Origin of the sequence: Sporofaciens sp. SGI.106 (assembly GCF_050314255.1) — a bacterium.
Classification (GTDB): Bacteria; Bacillota; Clostridia; order Lachnospirales; family Lachnospiraceae; genus Claveliimonas.
This window is the reverse complement of the sequence record NZ_JBNPMZ010000019.1, coordinates 26223-41319: the sequence shown is the minus strand read 5'-3', so window position 1 is coordinate 41319 and position 15097 is coordinate 26223. Positions and strand designations below refer to the sequence as shown.

General features: G+C 42.7%; 14 protein-coding genes, 8 tRNA genes and 1 other annotated feature. Of the genes, 19 read left to right on the top strand and 3 right to left on the bottom strand.

Annotated features, from left to right (window positions below; all coding sequences use genetic code 11):
* The first annotated feature begins 81 nt into the window (after positions 1-81).
* From ACQRCC_RS12515 to ACQRCC_RS12500, 4 genes are all read left to right on the top strand, one after another.
* Positions 82-153 (top strand) — tRNA-Glu (locus tag ACQRCC_RS12515).
* 207 nt (positions 154-360) lie between these two features.
* Positions 361-1224, top strand: coding sequence for a class II fructose-1,6-bisphosphate aldolase (gene fba, locus ACQRCC_RS12510; RefSeq protein WP_427851111.1), 864 nt, complete (start codon positions 361-363; stop codon positions 1222-1224).
* Positions 1225-1368: 144 nt separating this feature from the next.
* On the top strand, positions 1369-3480 hold the full coding sequence (locus tag ACQRCC_RS12505) for a glutamine synthetase III (protein WP_427851110.1): 2112 nt from the start codon (positions 1369-1371) through the stop codon (positions 3478-3480).
* A 165-nt stretch (positions 3481-3645) separates the two neighbouring features.
* Complete coding sequence (locus tag ACQRCC_RS12500; RefSeq protein WP_427851109.1) at positions 3646-4125, top strand: DUF1700 domain-containing protein; 480 nt, start codon at positions 3646-3648, stop codon at positions 4123-4125.
* A gap of 240 nt (positions 4126-4365) precedes the next feature.
* Here ACQRCC_RS12500 and ACQRCC_RS12495 read toward each other — a convergent pair whose 3' ends face one another.
* Positions 4366-5322: a DUF4352 domain-containing protein gene (locus tag ACQRCC_RS12495; protein WP_427851108.1), complete on the bottom strand. Its 957-nt coding sequence runs from the start codon at positions 5320-5322 to the stop codon at positions 4366-4368.
* Positions 5323-5466: 144 nt separating this feature from the next.
* Between ACQRCC_RS12495 and ACQRCC_RS12490 the strand changes: the two genes are divergently transcribed.
* The 12 genes from ACQRCC_RS12490 (at position 5467) to ACQRCC_RS12435 (ending at position 10169) form a co-directional block, all read left to right on the top strand.
* On the top strand, positions 5467-5685 hold the full coding sequence (locus ACQRCC_RS12490) for a hypothetical protein (protein ID WP_427851107.1): 219 nt from the start codon (positions 5467-5469) through the stop codon (positions 5683-5685).
* Between the two features lie 202 nt (positions 5686-5887).
* A complete protein-coding gene (locus ACQRCC_RS12485) occupies positions 5888-7042 on the top strand; it encodes a THUMP domain-containing class I SAM-dependent RNA methyltransferase (RefSeq protein WP_427851106.1) in 1155 nt (384 codons plus the stop codon).
* 4 nt (positions 7043-7046) lie between these two features.
* Entirely contained in the window at positions 7047-7679 is a 633-nt protein-coding gene (gene rdgB / locus ACQRCC_RS12480; protein ID WP_427851105.1) for an RdgB/HAM1 family non-canonical purine NTP pyrophosphatase, read from the top strand.
* 22 nt (positions 7680-7701) lie between these two features.
* Positions 7702-8181, top strand: a complete 480-nt coding sequence (locus ACQRCC_RS12475) for a metallophosphoesterase (protein WP_427851104.1) — start codon at positions 7702-7704, stop codon at positions 8179-8181.
* A gap of 119 nt (positions 8182-8300) precedes the next feature.
* Positions 8301-8375: transfer RNA gene (locus ACQRCC_RS12470), tRNA-Pro, on the top strand.
* Between the two features lie 7 nt (positions 8376-8382).
* A tRNA-Gly gene (locus tag ACQRCC_RS12465) sits at positions 8383-8453 on the top strand.
* A gap of 29 nt (positions 8454-8482) precedes the next feature.
* A tRNA-Arg gene (locus ACQRCC_RS12460) sits at positions 8483-8556 on the top strand.
* 142 nt (positions 8557-8698) lie between these two features.
* Positions 8699-8772 (top strand) — tRNA-His (locus tag ACQRCC_RS12455).
* Between the two features lie 13 nt (positions 8773-8785).
* Positions 8786-8857 (top strand) — tRNA-Gln (locus ACQRCC_RS12450).
* A gap of 8 nt (positions 8858-8865) precedes the next feature.
* Positions 8866-8938 (top strand) — tRNA-Lys (locus ACQRCC_RS12445).
* 294 nt (positions 8939-9232) lie between these two features.
* Positions 9233-9616: a PBECR2 nuclease fold domain-containing protein gene (locus tag ACQRCC_RS12440; RefSeq protein ID WP_427851103.1), complete on the top strand. Its 384-nt coding sequence runs from the start codon at positions 9233-9235 to the stop codon at positions 9614-9616.
* Positions 9617-10088: 472 nt separating this feature from the next.
* Positions 10089-10169, top strand: a tRNA-Leu gene (locus ACQRCC_RS12435).
* 63 nt (positions 10170-10232) lie between these two features.
* On the opposite strand, the gene ACQRCC_RS12430 is transcribed toward ACQRCC_RS12435, so the two are convergent.
* Together ACQRCC_RS12430 and ACQRCC_RS12425 are read right to left on the bottom strand one after the other, a co-directional pair.
* The gene (locus ACQRCC_RS12430) at positions 10233-11612 is read right to left on the bottom strand and encodes a TrpB-like pyridoxal phosphate-dependent enzyme (protein WP_427851102.1); all 1380 of its coding nucleotides are present in this window, start codon (positions 11610-11612) and stop codon (positions 10233-10235) included.
* Between the two features lie 124 nt (positions 11613-11736).
* Positions 11737-11981, bottom strand: a binding site (T-box leader).
* A gap of 148 nt (positions 11982-12129) precedes the next feature.
* On the bottom strand, positions 12130-12648 hold the full coding sequence (locus ACQRCC_RS12425; RefSeq protein ID WP_427851101.1) for a nitroreductase: 519 nt from the start codon (positions 12646-12648) through the stop codon (positions 12130-12132).
* A 187-nt stretch (positions 12649-12835) separates the two neighbouring features.
* On the opposite strand from ACQRCC_RS12425, the gene yfcE reads away from it, so the two are divergent.
* Genes yfcE through ACQRCC_RS12410 form a run of 3 tightly spaced genes read left to right on the top strand, consistent with a single transcriptional unit; the run spans position 12836 to position 15092 of the window.
* Positions 12836-13402 (top strand): phosphodiesterase, encoded by a 567-nt coding sequence (yfcE, locus tag ACQRCC_RS12420; RefSeq protein WP_427851100.1) that lies wholly within the window; start codon positions 12836-12838, stop codon positions 13400-13402.
* A gap of 1 nt (position 13403) precedes the next feature.
* Positions 13404-14126, top strand: a complete 723-nt coding sequence (locus tag ACQRCC_RS12415; protein ID WP_427851099.1) for an ABC transporter ATP-binding protein — start codon at positions 13404-13406, stop codon at positions 14124-14126.
* 39 nt (positions 14127-14165) lie between these two features.
* A complete protein-coding gene (locus ACQRCC_RS12410) occupies positions 14166-15092 on the top strand; it encodes a SufB/SufD family protein (protein WP_427851098.1) in 927 nt (308 codons plus the stop codon).
* Positions 15093-15097 lie beyond the last annotated feature (5 nt).

Genomic DNA, 15097 nt, shown 5'->3' with positions numbered 1-15097 from the left:
CTTGCTTATTATGGCGTTGTCTGCTATACTAAGCAAGTACGAGATGAGCGGTTGATAAAACCGAACAGCTCAACAGGATATGGCTCCGTGGTCAAGCGGTCAAGACGCTAGCCTCTCACGCTGGAATCCGGGGTTCGATTCCCCGCGGAGTCACTTAACCAAGTCGCCGAATTCCTTTATAGTAAAGGATTTCGGCGTTTTTTTGCGCCCAAAATAGAAAAGGGGCAGGTTTTTTGTTGGCTAAAAATCCTTTATCCTTGTGTTTTTTTGTTACATGAGATATAATGAAACAAATGAGGCTTTTCAAGACGAGTGATTGAGAGCTTTAGATATAACAGAAGGAATTGGAGGAGAAAAGATATGTTAGTATCAGCAAAAGAAATGCTTCAGAAAGCAGTAGCAGGACACTACGCAGTAGGACAGTTCAACATTAACAACCTGGAGTGGACAAAGGCAATTTTAACTGCAGCTGAGGAGGCAAAGTCCCCGGTTATCCTGGGTGTATCCGAAGGAGCAGGAAAATACATGTGTGGTTTCAAGACTGTTGAAGCTATGGTAGAGGCTATGGTAGAAGAACTGGGAATTACTGTTCCGGTTGCTACACATCTTGATCATGGCAGCTACGAAGGATGTAAGAAATGTATCGAAGCTGGATTTACATCTATTATGTTTGATGGATCCAAATATCCAATCGAAGAGAATGTAGCAAAGACTAAAGAGCTGGCTGCAATCTGCGCAGAAAAAGGAATGTCTCTGGAAGCTGAAGTAGGAGCAATCGGCGGAGAAGAAGACGGAGTAATCGGACAGGGCGAGTGTGCAGATCCGGAAGAGTGTAAGATGATTGCTGATCTCGGCGTTGATATGCTGGCAGCAGGTATCGGAAACATTCATGGAAAATATCCTGAGAACTGGGCAGGACTCAGCTTTGAAACTCTGGATGCAATCCAGAAACTGACAGGAGATCTTCCGTTAGTACTTCACGGAGGTACAGGAATTCCGGATGAAATGGTTAGAAAAGCTATTGACCTTGGTGTTGCAAAAATCAATGTTAACACAGAGTGTCAGTTAGTATTTGCAGATGCTACCCGCAAATATGTGGAAGCTGGTAAGGATCTGGAAGGAAAAGGATACGATCCGCGTAAATTACTGAAACCTGGATATGAAGCAATCATCGCAAAGGTTAAAGAAAAAATGGAATTATTCGGATCTGTAGGACAGGCATAAAAACGAATTGAAAAATTTTACTTGCCTTTTTCGACCGGATGAGGTATACTAGCAGACGAAAAGGAGAACAAAGGCGTTCCAGCAGGAGTTGGGGTGCCTTTTTCTTATTTCTTGTCTTAATGAAAAAGAAAGGAAATGGAAAACATGAGTGAAGTATTTAATGTAGCAGACATTTTTGGCGAAGATGTATTCAATGACACAGTGATGCAGGAACGTCTGCCAAAGAAAGTCTACAAAGATTTGAAGAAGATGATTGAGGAAGGTAAGGAGTTAGACCTTGCCACAGCTGATGTAATTGCACATGAGATGAAAGAATGGGCAATCGAGAAAGGCGCAACTCATTACACTCACTGGTTCCAGCCTCTTACGGGTGTTACCGCTGAAAAACATGACTCCTTCATCTCAGCACCAATGGACAATGGAAAGGTTCTGATGAGCTTTTCGGGTAAAGAATTGATCAAAGGAGAGCCGGATGCTTCTTCTTTCCCGTCAGGAGGTCTTCGTGCAACATTTGAGGCAAGAGGATATACAGCCTGGGATTGTACATCACCGGCATTTGTAAGAAAAGATGCGGCAGGCGCAACGCTTTGTATTCCGACTGCATTCTGTTCTTATAAAGGAGAGGCGCTTGACCAGAAAACACCGCTTCTTCGTTCTATGGAAGCAATCAATGAACAGTCTCTGAGACTGCTTCGCTTATTTGGAAACACAACATCTAAAAAGGTTACACCTTCTGTTGGACCTGAGCAGGAATATTTCCTGGTGGATGCAGAGAAGTTCCTTCAGAGAAAAGACCTGATCTATACCGGACGTACACTTTTTGGTGCAATGCCGCCAAAAGGACAGGAGATGGATGATCATTATTTCGGAACCATTCGTCAGAGAATCGCAGGATTCATGAAAGATGTAAACGAAGAATTGTGGAAGGTTGGTGTTTCTGCAAAGACACAGCACAATGAAGTTGCACCGGCACAGCATGAGCTGGCTCCGATTTACGCACCTTGTAATATTGCAGTAGATCACAATCAGCTGATTATGCAGACATTAAAGAGAGTTGCATGCCAGCATGGAATGAAGTGTCTGCTTCACGAGAAACCGTTTGCAGGGGTAAATGGTTCCGGTAAGCACAACAACTGGTCTATTACAACCGATGACGGCAAGAATCTTCTGGATCCTGGAAAGACTCCTCATGAGAATGTTCAGTTCCTGTTAGTATTGACCTGTATTTTAAAAGCAGTAGATACACATGCAGATCTGCTTCGTGAATCTGCAGCAGATCCGGGAAATGACCACAGACTTGGAGCAAATGAGGCACCTCCGGCAATTATCTCTATCTTCCTTGGAGAACAGCTTGAGGATGTAATCGAGCAGTTGATTACAACCGGTGAGGCAACACACAGCCTGAAAGGCGGAAAGCTTGAGACAGGTGTTAGTACACTGCCTGATCTTGCAAAAGACGCTACCGATAGAAACAGAACATCACCATTTGCATTTACCGGAAATAAATTCGAATTCCGTATGGTTGGCTCACGCGATTCTGTAGCAGCTCCGAACGTAGTGCTGAACACAATCGTAGCAGAAGCATTTGCAGAGGCATGCGATATTCTGGAAAATGCAGAAGACTTTGATAAAGCAGTGCATGATCTGATCAAACAGTATGCAACAGAGCATCAGCGCATCATCTTCAATGGAAATGGATATTCTGATGCATGGGTGGAAGAGGCTGAGAGACGCGGACTTCCAAACATTAAGTCCATGGTAGACGCAATTCCGGCGCTTACTACAGACAAAGCAGTGAATCTGTTTGAGAAATTCCATGTATTTACAAAGGCTGAGCTGGAGTCCCGTGCTGAGATTAAGTATGAGATTTATGCAAAAGCTATCAATATCGAAGCAAAGACAATGATCGATATGGCAAGCAAACAGATTGTTCCGGCAATTATCAAATATACAAAGGAACTGGCAGATACCATCAATTCAGTGAAGGCAGCAGGAGCAGACGTATCCGTTCAGGCAGAGCTTCTGACAGAGATTTCAGGACTTCTGGTAGAAACAAAGAAAGCACTGAAAGCATTGGAGGCAGTAACAGCAGAAGCCGGAGCAATGGAAGAGGGTCAGGAACAGGCTGTATTCTACCACGATACAGTATTTACAGCAATGGATGCACTTCGTACACCGGTAGATAAACTTGAGATGATCGTGGATAAGGAAGCATGGCCAATGCCATCCTATGGAGATCTTATGTTTGAGGTATAAATATACATAATTCTGTTTGGAAAATTTAGAAATATATCAGAAAATATTAAGAACCTTGTACTTGGAAGCACTATATGAATGTGCTATCATAAGTACAAGGTTTTTTAATCTCTGGATTATAAAATGATCAGAAAAGACTCAGAATATTGCAAGGAGGATGTGTGTATGACACAGATGGAATTTCTTTCCGGATTGCAGGAGGCGTTAGCTTCAGACCTGGATGCCCGAAGTGTTCAGGAGCAGATGGCATATTACCGGTCTTATATATCAGGTGAATTAGCGAAAGGAAGAACGGAAGAGGATATAATGAATGAGCTGGGCGATCCGTGGGTGATCGCAAGATCAATCATTGATATGCAGGAGAGTACTGCGGAGACTTACGAAAGCGTGAATGAGTACGATGGGTACAGAAAACAGGAGGAGTATGGAAGCAATTCTGCATATGGCAGAACCGGCGGACGTGTGTATTCATTTGGATTTGATACGTGGTGGAAGAAGCTTTTGCTGGTACTGGGGATTCTTGGAGTTCTCATGGTTGTAGGAGCTGTGATAGGAGGTATATTCAGCTTGCTTGCACCGCTTATTCTTCCGATCCTGGTTGTAATTCTGGTAATACGTTTGATTGGTGGCCGGGGACGGCGCTGATGAAAATACTGCTTCGCAGGCCGCTCGCGCGTGAAGATTGCGCGGGCGGAACTTTTTGTTTATACGTGAAAAAGACCGATGGGGGAGCCATCGGTCTTTTGAGGGGAGTATAAATAATTAATAAGGGGTTGTAGAAAATATTTTCTACAAGACTTAGTATAATATAAGGTAATCTAAAAAGCAAGATAAAAATTAAAAAAATCTTAAAATTATAATAAATAAACTGTATATTTCTTAAGATTATTTCTGAATGAAAAATTTTACTGCCTCTCCGGACCAGAAATCCGGGGCAATCATTAATTCAAAAGTTGAAAAGTTCTCCGGCACCTGATAAATTAAGATGCCATCCAGAGAAGCACCCGGAGTAACGGAGCCGTTGAATTCATTTTTTCCCTCAGCCTCCGGAAGAGAGAGCCCGGATAAATCTTCAGATACTAAATAATCGTCACAATACGCTTCGATATCCATTTGAGAACTGATACTGATTTCTTCATCTGAATTATTTGTAATCTCTAATTCACAAATCAGGAATGTTTTTCTATCACCGGGAATAATGGTTTCATTTCCGGTTGAGGTTGAGGTGTTTTTAAATGTAACCTGAAGATCGCCTATTTCTGCCGTGTCGCCGAGAGAATAGTGATTCTTGTCATTATCGGCAGAAGCAGAGCCTTCACTTCCTTTTTTATCATTCTTTGCATCAGCAGAAATTTCAATTTTAAAGAACTTCTCTTTAATGATATCTTTTCCGAAGAAGAGTCCGGCTGCTCCTAGTAAAAGAATGATAATCCCGATAATAATAAATTTCAGACATCCCCCCTTTTTGGGAGTATCCATATCCATTTCGTCAGGAAAATAATCTGTCTGAGTTTTTGCTTTGCTTTTTACAGGCTTGTCAGATCTTTGACTTTTTTTCTTTTTCGGCTTGTCAGAGTCTGAACTACTCTTCTTTTTCGGCTTGTCAGAGCCTTGACTACTCTTTTTTAGAGGTTTATCAGAGCTTTGAACAGGCTCTTCTTCAGGTTCGCTGGCAGTTGTAACATCTGACTTTGAAGATGCTTCGGGAAGTTTAAATTTTTTTCTGCAATTATCGCATAATCCATAAGAAGGATCTTTTTTTCCTGGACGAAGTTCATTTCCGCAAATAGGACAATTCATATAAAGGACCTCTTTTCTCTTGTAAAATAATGATGTTTTCAACGATTAAATTATATACATGAACAGGAGCGGCAGTCAATGAAAAATGTTGCCATCCGGATTTTGAAGATAGAAAAAATGCATACATAAAAAATAAAAATACGGACAGAATAAAACTGTAATCAAATTGATTAGGAGGAAAGAACAATGGCAAACAATTATAGTTCATCAAACAAAAATGCATCAGGTCAGAATGCGTCTGACAGAAACACATCAAATCATAACGCGTCCAACAGAAACGCATCAAACAAGAATACAACAAGTCAGAATGCATCTAACAGAAACGCATCCAATAAGAATTCATCCAACAGGAATGCATCTAATAAAAATGCATCTAATTATGGAAATTATAGTGATAACTACTAATAATAGGATCATTGCAGATTGTAGCTGAAGAAATGTGCGGGGAAGACATGCGGGATGGAGCATGTCTTCTTTGCTTTTTATAAAAAATGTGAAGGAAAGGAAAACAGTATGTCTATTTTCTTTGAAATCTTGCATACTTGCGTTGACAAAGTACAGGAGAAGAAAGTAAGATGAAAAAGAAAATATTTATTTGGAGAATAGCATGGAAAAACTGGAATTTATTGCCCCCTGCCATTTTGGACTGGAGGCAGTTTTGAAAAGAGAGATACAGGATCTGGGATATGAGATATCTGCTGTTGAGGATGGAAGGGTTTCCTTCTATGGAGATATAAATGCGGTATGCAGGGCGAATATTTTTCTGCGTACGGCAGAGAGAGTGCTTCTGAAGGCTGGACAGTTTAAAGCAGTATCTTTTGAGGAACTATTTGAAAAGACAAGGGCAATCCCGTGGGAAAAGTATATTCCGAAAAACGGGAAGTTCTGGGTGGCGAAAGCGGCATCTGTGAAGAGTAAATTGTTCAGTCCGTCGGATATTCAGTCTATTATGAAAAAAGCAATGGTGAAGCGTCTGCAGGAAAAATATCGTGTGGAATGGTTTCCTGAGGACGGTGCTTCCTACCCGGTGAGAGTTTTTTTGATGAAAGATATAGTAACAGTAGGAATTGATACATCCGGCATATCTTTACATAAAAGAGGATACCGGGAAGTGTCCGGCAAGGCTCCGATTACGGAAACGCTGGCTGCGGCATTGATTCTTCTGACGCCGTGGAAAAAAGACCGGATACTGGTGGATCCGTTCTGCGGAAGCGGAACATTTCCGATAGAGGCGGCAATGATGGCAGCGAATATTGCTCCGGGAATGAACCGTTCATTTATGGCGGAAGAGTGGACAGACCTTGTGCCTAAAAAAGGCTGGTATGAGGCCATTGATGAGGCTAATGACCTGATTTGTGACGATATAGAGACCGATATACAGGGCTATGACCTGGATGGCGATGTGATAAAAATCGCCAGAAGAAATGCGAGAGAAGCCGGGGTGGATCATCTGATTCATTTTCAGGAAAGGGACGTAAAAGATCTCAGGCATCCGAAGAAATATGGCTTTATCATTACCAATCCTCCTTACGGGGAGCGTCTTGAAGATAAAAAAGATCTTCCGGCACTGTATAAAGCGTTTGGAGAAAGCTTTGGAAGGCTGGATTCATGGTCTGCCTATATGATAACGAGTTATGAGGATGCAGAGCGTTATTTTGGCCGAAAAGCGGATAAAAACCGTAAGATATATAATGGTATGCTTAAAACATATTTCTATCAGTTTCAGGGGCCTAAACCGCCCAGAAGACCCAGGGAGGAGTAAGAAGATGGACAAAATAATATTTGCGACAGGAAATGAACATAAAATGATAGAAATCCGCATGATCTTAAAGGATCTGGGGATGGAAATACTTTCACAGAAGGAAGCGGGAATTCAGGCAGATATTGTGGAAGATGGAAAGACTTTTGAAGAAAATGCAATAATCAAAGCAGCTGGAATCGCAGCAGTGGCTGCGCAGATGCCGGAATATAAAGATGCGATTGTTCTGGCGGATGATTCCGGCCTGGAAATCGATTATCTGAATAAGGAGCCGGGAATTTATTCGGCGCGTTACATGGGAGAAGATACCTCTTATGATATCAAGAATCAGAATCTGATTAATCGTCTTGCGGGAGTTCCTGATGAGGAACGTACGGCAAGGTTTGTGTGTGCGATCGCGGCGGCATTTCCGGATGGAACAAAAGAAGTGGTACGCGGTACCATGGAAGGAAGGATCGGCTATGAGATTGCCGGGGAAAATGGTTTCGGTTATGATCCGATTTTCTTTCTTCCGGAGTATGGATGTACCAGCGCACAATTGTCTCCTGAAAAAAAGAATGAGTTGAGTCATCGGGGAGAGGGGCTGAGAAAGATAAGGGTAATTATTGAAGAAAAAAAGCACGGTAAGGAAAAAGCGTAGGAAAGAGCGGGAAACAGATTGTATGAGAGTATTAATTGTAAGTGATACACATAAATCCCACAGGAATCTGGAACAGGCCATAGAGGCTGAGGGACCTGTTGATATGATGATCCATCTGGGAGATGTGGAGGGACGGGAAGATTATATAGAAGCACTGGTAGATTGCCCAAAACATATTATCAGCGGTAATAATGATTTCTTTTCGGATCTTCCGCGAGAGGAAGAGTTCTTTATCGGAGACCTGCACATCTTTATAACACATGGGCATGGATATTGTGTGGGGCTGGGAGAAGACAGACTGAAGGCAGCGGCAAGAGGAAGGGGAGCGGATGTGGTTATGTATGGTCATACCCATATTCCGTCATTGACAGAGGAAACGGATCTGGTGACGCTGAATCCGGGCAGCATCGCATACCCCAGACAGCCGGGGAGGCGTCCCAGTTACATCCGTATGGATATTGATGAAAAAGAGAATGTAAAGTATGAAATCTGCTATTTATAAGGGAAAAAGGCGGATTGAAAAAATATTAAAAAAAATAAAAAAACTTGTTGACAAACCAGGAACCCTAATATATAATAACTATTGTGTCACGGAGAAGTGATAAGAAAAAAATAAAATATCGGGGTGTGGCTCAGCTTGGCTAGAGCGCCTGGTTTGGGACCAGGAGGTCGCAGGTTCGAATCCTGTCACCCCGATACTTATGCGGGTGTAGTTCAATGGTAGAACACTAGCCTTCCAAGCTAGATACGTGGGTTCGATTCCCATCACCCGCTTTCTTAAAGCCTTGGTGCTTTGAGAGAATGAGTCTGTAGCTCAGCTGGATAGAGCAACGGCCTTCTAAGCCGTAGGTCGAGGGTTCGAATCCCCCCAGGCTCGTTGACACGTACACTGATGTTGCGTGGCTTCCTGTAAGGCTGGTTGAACAGATGATATGCTGGAAGGAACAGACTTGGTGAACGGGTCAGTCCTATGGCCTTGGCATAATGCTTAGCCCGGTGGATGGACTTGATAGAATATGGTGGGTATGGTGCAGTTGGTTAGCGCGTCGGATTGTGGTTCCGGATATCGTGGGTTCGAGTCCCACTACCCACCCTCTAATTTCTAATGGGCTATCGCCAAGCGGTAAGGCACAGGACTTTGACTCCTGCATTCGTTGGTTCGAATCCAACTAGCCCAGTTTAATACGGGCGTGTAGCTCAGTCGGTAGAGCACTTGACTTTTAATCAAGTTGTCCGGGGTTCGAATCCCCGCACGCTCACTAGATAAAAGAGGCGGAAACCTAGGAAATACAAGGGTTTGCGCTATTTTTTTGATTTTTTGAAGTATCCTATTGTAGCTCATTATGAAACTTTGTAAATGTCTCATTCGCGTCTCAATGTCTCATTTTTTTCTCAGAAATTTACCGCTGCATCTACTGCTGAAATGGTAGACTTCAGAATTTGCTTGAAGGTGAGTAAGAGTTGTTGAAAAACAGGTTTCTTTTATAAATATCTATACAAAATCGAACAGCTCTGATAAAATTGAACCAATTAATAAACAAAAGGATAAAGCCATGTCAGAGATTACATTGTTAGGTTCAATTAATACTGATATACTAAAAAGCAAATTCGGAAAACTACAAACGGCTGAAATAATTGTTACAAACGAAAGATTAGCGCATATTCAAGAAAGACATCCGCAGGATTACCAATTATTTTGGGAATATGGTAAAATCAGTGTGGAAAAACCGGATTACATTATTAATGATGAAAAACATGAAGGAACAGTATTCATGGTAAAACAATTACCAGATACGAACCTGAATGTGGTGGTACGTGTGGCGCTTGATATGGATAAAGAAGGGTTGAAAAATTCAGTAATGACATTTTACAGGATTAGAGAACGAAATCTTAGAAAAATGATTGAGAAAAACGAGTTGCTTTACAAAAATGAATAGATGATGTATAATAAGCATACAATGAACAGGGAGATATTTGAAGTAGAGAATGTGCTGCTACACACCCTATGGGTCAAAAGAAATGTGGGAATGGGCACACCCACCAAATGTCTTCCTGCTTCTGTATATAATGATTATTAGCCACCCATTCTTTGGAGTGAGTGTTTTTTTATACCTTTTGTTCGATACTCTTACGATAGTTAAACTGCCGGGGAATCATCTGTAATGTGCTATGTTGCACACAGAAAGGAGTAAGATTGCGGATATTTTAACAAAATATCAATCTGAATACATGCCGGTCTGCAATGATGTATTTCTCATATAACTATTGACAATTCTCGCTCGGTATAATAGAATCAACATGTCTCGTTTATATCTCAGAGATACACTCACTTTTGTGAAAGAGTGTAGACTCTTGAGTTTGAGGGGTTGCGCTATTTTTGTTTTAAAGGGAACGTTAAGTTCCATATCTGCGGATGTGGCGGAATTGGCAGACGCGCTAGACTTAGGATCTAGTGTCTACGACGTGCAGGTTCAAGTCCTGTCATCCGCATTTAAAAAGGCCCACAATCTTTGAAAATCAGGGATGTGGGCCTTTTTGCAGATTTATTTTATTCTATTTATCTACTTTTGGAAGTCCGGCAAATCCAACGGCCAGATCTTCATCTGTCGGGATATAATCTTCCATTTTACCATCATTGAATTTTTCGTATGCGACCATATCAAAATATCCGGTTCCGGTAAGGCCAAAGACAATCGTCTTCTCTTCACCGGTTTCTTTGCATTTCAGAGCCTCATCCATAGCAACCTTTATAGCATGACTGCTTTCCGGTGCAGGAAGGATTCCTTCGATGCGGGCAAATTTCGTAGCAGCCTCAAATACGGCTGTCTGCTCAACGGATACAGCTTCCATTAATTTGTCATCGTATAACTGTGAAAGAATGGAGCTCATGCCGTGGTAGCGAAGTCCTCCGGCGTGGTTTGGAGAAGGAATGAATCCGCTTCCCAGGGTATACATTTTTGCAAGAGGGCATACCATTCCGGTATCACAGAAGTCATATGCGTATTTTCCGCGGGTAAGACTTGGGCAGCTTGCCGGTTCTACGGCAATGATGCGGTAGTCCTTTTCACCTCTTAATTTCTCACCCATAAATGGGGAAATGAGTCCGCCAAGGTTGGATCCGCCGCCGGCACATCCGATAATAATATCTGGTTCGATTCCATACTTGTCAAGAGCGGCTTTGGTTTCCAGACCGATTACAGACTGGTGAAGGAGTACCTGTGCGAGTACGGATCCCAGTACATAGCGGTAACCTTCGCGGGTAGTAGCAGCCTCTACGGCTTCGGAAATGGCACAGCCAAGGCTTCCGGTGGTTCCAGGATGCTCTGCAAGGATCTTGCGGCCTACATTTGTTGTTTCGGATGGGGATGGAGTAACATCTGCGCCGTAGGTACGCATTACTTCACGACGGAACGGCTTCTGTTCATAGGAACATTTTACCATATATACCTTACAGTCCAGACCAAGGTATGCACATGCCATGGAAAGTGCTGTTCCCCACTGGCCGGCTCCGGTCTCAGTAGTAACACCTTTCAGCCCCTGCTTTTTCGCATAATAGGCCTGGGCGATGGCTGAGTTTAATTTATGGCTTCCGGATGTGTTATTTCCTTCAAATTTATAATAAATCTTTGCCGGTGTTCCCAGCGCTTCTTCCAGGCAGTATGCGCGAACCAACGGTGATGGACGATACATTTTATAAAAATCCTGAATTTCCTGCGGGATATCAAAATAAGCTGTTGTATCATCCAGTTCCTGTTTTACCAGCTCATCACAGAATACATGTCCCAGTTCTTCGGCAGTCATGGGCTCAAGGGTGCCTGGGTTGAGAAGCGGTGCCGGTTTATTCTTCATATCGGCCCGTACATTATACCATTGTTTTGGCATCTCATTTTCTTCCAGATAGATTTTGTAAGGGATTTTTTTGTTGTCTGTCATAGCTTTTTACCTTCCTTTCAAAAATTAGAGTTTAGTACGGGCTGTAGTATAGCAGTCAGCTTTGCTGACTTTACGTTTTAGTGACAAAGATTTTTTGCAAAATAAAAAACCTGCCCTATATGTTATATAGGACAGGGAATATACCTGCGGTGCCACCTATGTTCATTCTGTTTCAGAATGCACTCAGCCATGTACTGTCATACATGTTCCAGGATAACGGTCGGAAGCCGTCGCCCCTACGTCAGAGAATACTGATTTCGGTTTGCCCTCACAAGTCCATTCGCCTTGACTAATATTATCGCGGTTCCACCATTCGCGACTCTCTGGTAATACGCTGTCAGGGTTACTACTCTTGCTCATCGGTTCTTTGTTTTGCTTTATTATAATGCAGTGAAAAAGCGTTGTCAATAGAAAAAATGAAAAATTAGAAAACGGCGTTCCTGACTCAGCTTCAGAAACGCCGTTTCCCTTTTCTTTTATTAGTTTAGGTATGATTGACAAAATCCTTAATAGCAAATTAATCCAGATATGTTACAAGACCTTCCTGGCGTGCGTGGCAGGTTCCCTCTTCAGCGGCATATCCAAGTGCCAGAATACCTACAACACGACGTCCTTCCGGAAGTCCGATCTCATCAAGATAAGCGGAAACTTCCGGCTTATCTCCACAATATTTTAACTGGTTGATCCAGCAGCTTCCAAGACCAAGAGAATGAGCAGCAAGCATCATGTTCTCAAGTGCACAGGAGCCATCCTCTACACCATTTACGGCTTCTTTATCTACAGCTACAATTACAATGGCTTTTGTTCCGTAGAATGTATATGCCGGATTTTCCATTCCTTTTCCTACTACTTCCTGAAGCTTCAGAATGGAATCTGCATTCTGCATAACAAAGAAACGATATGTCTGCATATTCTTTCCGCTCGGAGCGTATGTTCCAGCTTTTACAACCTCATCAATTAAATCCTTTGGAACAGCCTGATCTGTGAATTTCCGGATACTTCTTCTTGTATAAATGTTATTTAATACTTCGTTCATGGTGTTTTCCCCTTTCTGATATTTCCTGGTACATCTTTATCCTAGTATATCTCTTTATTTCGGAAAATGCATTGTCCATTTTGGACAAAATTCAAAACTTGTTTTTGTCGAAATACTAAGCTATACTATCAGTTAGAACTCGCGTCCCGGGACGGGTGAGGAGCGTATATGAATGAGGAGGAATGAGATGAAGATAATGATCGCATCCGACATACACGGCAGTGCATATTACTGTCGGAAACTGTTGGAACAATATAGAGTGGAAAAACCGGACAAACTGTTACTTTTGGGAGATATTCTGTACCATGGACCCAGAAATGATCTGCCGAAGGAATATGATCCCAAGGCGGTGATTGCCATGCTGAATGAGATGAAAGAAGAAATTCTCTGTGTGCGGGGCAACTGTGATACGGAAGTAGATCAGATGGTACTGGAATTCCCGATTTTGGCGGAGTACTGTATTCTGTATGAAAAGGGAAGAATGATTTTTGCCACGCACGGACATCATTTTAACATGGAAAATCCGCCAATGATGAAGGAAGGGGATATCCTGCTTCATGGGCATACCCATGTTCCGATGAGTAAGATGTTTGATGGAAGAATATATATTAATCCAGGATCCGTTGCGATTCCAAAGGAAGAGAGCGACCACAGCTACATGATGCTGGAGAATGGGAAATTTACATGGAAAACACTGGAGGGCAAATCATATAAGGTGCTTGCCTGTGACAGTGTAGAAGGAGAGGATAATTAAAATGCTGGAAGTGAAGAATCTGACTTTTAAGGTCGAAGAAAATGGAGTAAAGAGAAGTATTGTAAAGGATATCAGTTTCACAGTAAACAGTGGAGAGATGCTGGTAATTACCGGTCCGAACGGTGGAGGAAAATCCTCTCTGGCCAAGGTGCTGATGGGAATTGAACAGGCTGATTCAGGACAGATTATTCTGGATGGTGAGGATATTACAAATTATGATATTGATCATCGCGCCAATGCGGGAATCGGGTATGCATTTCAGCAGCCGCCGCGGTTTAAGGGAATGACTGTAGAGAAGTTTCTTTCTCTGGCAGCAGGAAAGCCTTTGCCGGAAAGCGAAGTGTGCAGGATGCTCAGTGGAGTGGGTATTTGTGCCAAAGAGTATCTGAAACGTGAGGTGGACGGAACCCTGTCCGGCGGTGAGATGAAGCGTCTGGAAATTGCTACAGTACTTGCCAAGCCGCACAAATTATGTATTTTTGACGAACCGGAGGCCGGGATTGACCTCTGGAGTTTCTCTATGCTGGTGAATCAGTTTGAGGAGATTCATAAGAGAAAGGAAGAAATGCTGATTCTTATTTCTCATCAGGAACGGATTATTCAGATGGCGGATCGCATTATGGTAATTGAAGACGGTAAAATCGGAGCAATCGGAGAGAAAGAAGAGATTCTTCCGACTCTGCTTGGGAATCAACCGGGTTGCTGCTGCAGGGAAGGCTGCTAGTATGCGGAAGAATACCATGGGAAGGGAAGGAGAAGAAGTATGGCATTATTAGATAGAATTACAGAGAAAATATTAAAGCAGATAGATGAGAGTGGATTTAAACAGGAAGGAGCATTTAATCTGCGGCACAATGGTATTGCTTTGTGTCACGGTGACAGTGAACATATCAAGATTAAAAAGAAAGAGGATAAGCCGGGAATCGACGTGTATATCGATGGTTCCACAAAGGGAGAGCAGGTTCATATTCCGGTGGTAGTGGATGCTTCCGGTATGACGGATGTGGTATACAATGATTTCTTTGTGGCAGAAGGCGCAGAGGTAGTGATCGTGGCAGGCTGCGGTATCCATAACAGCGGATGTAATGAAAGCCGACACGATGGTATCCACACTTTCCATGTGGGAAAGGGTGCGAACGTCCGTTATGAGGAGAAACACTATGGGGAAGGTAACGGCAGTGGTGCCAGAGTGCTGAATCCAGTGACAAAGATTATTTTGGAAGAAGATGCAGTATTTACACTGGATACTGCACAGATCAAGGGTGTGGACTCCACTGTGCGTGAGACGGATGTGGAGCTGGGAACCAATGCGAAATTATACGTAGTAGAGAAACTGATGACCCATGATAACCAGGTGGCAGAGTCCAATATGGAAGTACAGATGAATGGGGATGGAAGCTCGGCACAGATTGTGTCCCGATCTGTTGCAAAAGGAAATTCCAGACAGGTATTCCATCCGAAGGCAGTGGGGAATGCAAAATGTCACGCCCATGTTCAGTGTGATTCTATTATCATGGATCATGCAGAGGTATGCTCTATTCCGGAAATTAACGCAAGACATCTGGATGCTGCCATTGTTCATGAGGCGGCAATCGGAAGGATTAACGACGAACAGCTGATTAAGCTTCGTACCCTTGGAATGACAGAAGAAGAAGCAGAAGGCGTTATTGTAGAAGCCTTTTTGAATTAGGAGGA

Bases quoted from the DNA above. Each gene is read 5' to 3' on its own strand.
- ACQRCC_RS12475 (WP_427851104.1), top strand. From the start codon at position 7,702: ATGAGAGTATTAATTGTAAGTGATACACATAAATCCCACAGGAATCTG.
- yfcE (WP_427851100.1), top strand. From the start codon at position 12,836: ATGAAGATAATGATCGCATCCGACATACACGGCAGTGCATATTACTGT.
- ACQRCC_RS12430 (WP_427851102.1), bottom strand. From the start codon at position 11,612: ATGACAGACAACAAAAAAATCCCTTACAAAATCTATCTGGAAGAAAAT.
- ACQRCC_RS12490 (WP_427851107.1), top strand. From the start codon at position 5,467: ATGGCAAACAATTATAGTTCATCAAACAAAAATGCATCAGGTCAGAAT.
- ACQRCC_RS12415 (WP_427851099.1), top strand. From the start codon at position 13,404: ATGCTGGAAGTGAAGAATCTGACTTTTAAGGTCGAAGAAAATGGAGTA.
- ACQRCC_RS12440 (WP_427851103.1), top strand. From the start codon at position 9,233: ATGTCAGAGATTACATTGTTAGGTTCAATTAATACTGATATACTAAAA.
- ACQRCC_RS12505 (WP_427851110.1), top strand. From the start codon at position 1,369: ATGAGTGAAGTATTTAATGTAGCAGACATTTTTGGCGAAGATGTATTC.
- ACQRCC_RS12500 (WP_427851109.1), top strand. From the start codon at position 3,646: ATGACACAGATGGAATTTCTTTCCGGATTGCAGGAGGCGTTAGCTTCA.
- ACQRCC_RS12410 (WP_427851098.1), top strand. From the start codon at position 14,166: ATGGCATTATTAGATAGAATTACAGAGAAAATATTAAAGCAGATAGAT.
- rdgB (WP_427851105.1), top strand. From the start codon at position 7,047: ATGGACAAAATAATATTTGCGACAGGAAATGAACATAAAATGATAGAA.
- ACQRCC_RS12485 (WP_427851106.1), top strand. From the start codon at position 5,888: ATGGAAAAACTGGAATTTATTGCCCCCTGCCATTTTGGACTGGAGGCA.
- ACQRCC_RS12425 (WP_427851101.1), bottom strand. From the start codon at position 12,648: ATGAACGAAGTATTAAATAACATTTATACAAGAAGAAGTATCCGGAAA.
- fba (WP_427851111.1), top strand. From the start codon at position 361: ATGTTAGTATCAGCAAAAGAAATGCTTCAGAAAGCAGTAGCAGGACAC.